3 protein-coding genes are annotated in these 2,548 nt (G+C 66.8%); all 3 read left to right on the top strand.

Features of this window, described 5'->3' with window-relative positions; translation table 11 throughout:
* Positions 1 to 896: S-(hydroxymethyl)mycothiol dehydrogenase (locus tag ON45_RS19285; protein WP_040496196.1), on the top strand; the 896-nt coding region annotated here is incomplete at its 5' end.
* A 10-nt stretch (positions 897 to 906) separates the two neighbouring features.
* Positions 907 to 1,533, top strand: a complete 627-nt coding sequence (locus tag ON45_RS19280) for an MBL fold metallo-hydrolase (protein ID WP_040496194.1) — start codon at positions 907 to 909, stop codon at positions 1,531 to 1,533.
* Between the two features lie 4 nt (positions 1,534 to 1,537).
* Entirely contained in the window at positions 1,538 to 2,509 is a 972-nt protein-coding gene (gene manA / locus ON45_RS19275; RefSeq protein WP_158412532.1) for a mannose-6-phosphate isomerase, class I, read from the top strand.
* The last annotated feature ends 39 nt before the right edge of the window (positions 2,510 to 2,548 follow it).

The raw sequence follows: 2,548 nt of genomic DNA, 5'->3' as shown, positions 1-2,548 counted from the left end.
AGGCGGCGGGAACCGTCGACTCCATCGGCTCGGGTGTCACCCACGTCGCGGTCGGCGACTACGTGATCCTCAACTGGCGTGCGGTCTGCGGCGAATGCCGCGCCTGCAAACGAGGCGAGTCGCAGTACTGCTTCGACACGCACAACGCCGAACAGAAGATGACCCTCACCGACGGCACCGAGCTGTCACCGGCACTCGGAATCGGGGCGTTCTGCGAGAAGACGCTCGTCCACGAGGGCCAGTGCACGAAGGTCGACCCGTCGGCGCCGGCGACCGCTGCCGGACTTCTCGGCTGCGGCGTGATGGCCGGTCTCGGCGCCGCCATGAACACCGGCGGCGTCACCCGCGGACAGAGCGTTGCCGTGTTCGGTTGCGGCGGCGTGGGCGACGCGGCGATCGCCGGCGCACAACTCGCGGGAGCATCGACGATCATCGCAGTCGACATCGACGACACGAAACTCGAATGGGCCAAAGGTTTCGGCGCCACCCACACCTGCAACTCGAAGGACACCGATCCGGTCGAGTTTGTCCAGTCGGTCACCGACGGGAACGGTGCCGACGTGTGCATCGAGGCCATCGGCCATCCCGCGGTCTACAAGCAGTGTTTCGAGGCCCGTGATCTGGCCGGCACGGTGGTCCTCGTCGGTGTACCCAACCCGGAGATGACGATCGAGCTGCCGTTCATCGAGGTGTTCGGTCGGGGCGGGGCGCTGAAGTCGTCGTGGTACGGCGACTGCCTGCCCGAACGGGACTTCCCGATGTTGATCGACCTCTACCTGCAGGGTCGACTCGATCTGGACGGCTTCGTTTCCGAGACGATCGAACTCGGCGACGTGGAAGAGGCCTTTCACAAGATGGAGCGCGGCGAAGTGCTGCGTTCGGTCGTGGTGCTGTGAGGATCGGATCATGAGCATCGAACTCGTCACGACCGACGGCGTCTTCAAACTCGACGGCGGCGAGTGGGAGGTCACGAACAACATCTGGATCGTCGGCGACGACTCCGAGGTGCTGGTCTTCGACGCCGCCCACGACCATCAGCCGATCGTCGACGCGGTCAACGGGCGAAAGGTCCGCGGGATCGTGCTCACCCACGGCCACAACGACCACATCAACGCGGCGGTCGCGCTGCGTGATGCAGTCGACGCTCCGATCCTGCTGCACGAGGCCGACCGCATGCTGTGGGACGTCGTCTATCCCGACGACACCCCGGACCGACCCGTCGAGCCGGGATCGACCGTGAAGGCCGGCGGCCACGAACTCGGAATCCTGCACACGCCCGGTCACTCGCCGGGTTGCTGTTGCTTCCACGACGTCGCCACCGGTGCTGTGATGAGCGGCGACACCTTGTTCTGCGGCGGACCCGGAGCGACCGGGCGTTCGTACTCGGACGAGCCGACGATCCTCGCATCGATCCGTGACGTGCTGCTCGCGCTCCCCGATCACACGGTGGTCCACACCGGCCATGGTGACACCACGACCATCGGTGCCGAGCGCGATGGCGTCGTCGCTCGAGCCGACGAACTCGGCGTCTGACCCGATGCCGGTGCGGATCGTCGACGGCGTCGTCCAGCACTACGACTGGGGCGACCCCGAGTTCATCCCACAGCTCGTCGGCCTCGCGGGGAAAGGCAAGCCGTGGGCGGAACTCTGGCTCGGCACTCATCCGAACGGCCCGACGCTGCTCGACGACGGCACGCCGTTGGCCGAGATCACCGGTCCACTCCCGTTTCTGCTGAAGGTGTTGTCGGCGGCCAAACCGCTGTCGTTGCAGGCCCACCCGACGACCGAACAGGCCGAGGAGGGCTACGCCAGGGGCGTGTTCGCCGATGCCCACGCCAAGCCCGAACTGCTGGTCGCACTGACCGACTTCGAAGCACTGTGCGGGTTCCGTCGCGACGACGAAACGGTCGAGTTCCTTCGTTCGTTCGGCGCCGAGGACCTCGCTGACGCGGTCGCCCGTGACGGTGCTGGAGCGGTGATGGCCCAGCTGTATCGGCTCGAACTCGATGCGACCCCGACGCTGCGGACGGTCGCGAGCGCCGACGCTGCCGGCAACCCGCAGCTGGCGTGGGCGCAACGGCTGTGCGACATGTACGGCGACGATCCGAGCGTCGCGGTCACGCTGCTGCTCAACTACGTCCGGCTCTCCCCTGGCGAGGCGCTGCATCTCACGGCGGGAAATCTGCACGCGTACCTCCACGGTTCGGGGATCGAGCTCATGAACGCGTCCGACAACGTCGTCCGCGGAGGCCTCACGTCGAAGCACGTCGATGTCGATCTGTTGCTCGAGGTGGTCGATCCGACTCCGCTGGTCGACCCGGTGATGGACGTCGACGACGGTCGGTATCCGCTCCCGGAAGCCGGCGTGGTGCTCATCCGCCTCGACCCGGGCGAGAGCCACACCGCCGTCGGCCACGAACTCGCGATCGCGCTCGACGGAACCACGCTCTACCTCTCCCCCGGCACCCCGATCTTCGCCGACTCCACCACCTACGTCGTCACGAGCTGATCACCAGCGTGTGCCATCGGGTGTCAGACACCGGATGGC

The organism is Ilumatobacter nonamiensis YM16-303 (assembly GCF_000350145.1).
Lineage (GTDB): Bacteria > Actinomycetota > Acidimicrobiia > Acidimicrobiales > Ilumatobacteraceae > Ilumatobacter_A > Ilumatobacter_A nonamiensis.
This window is presented reverse-complemented; position numbering and strand designations above follow the sequence as displayed.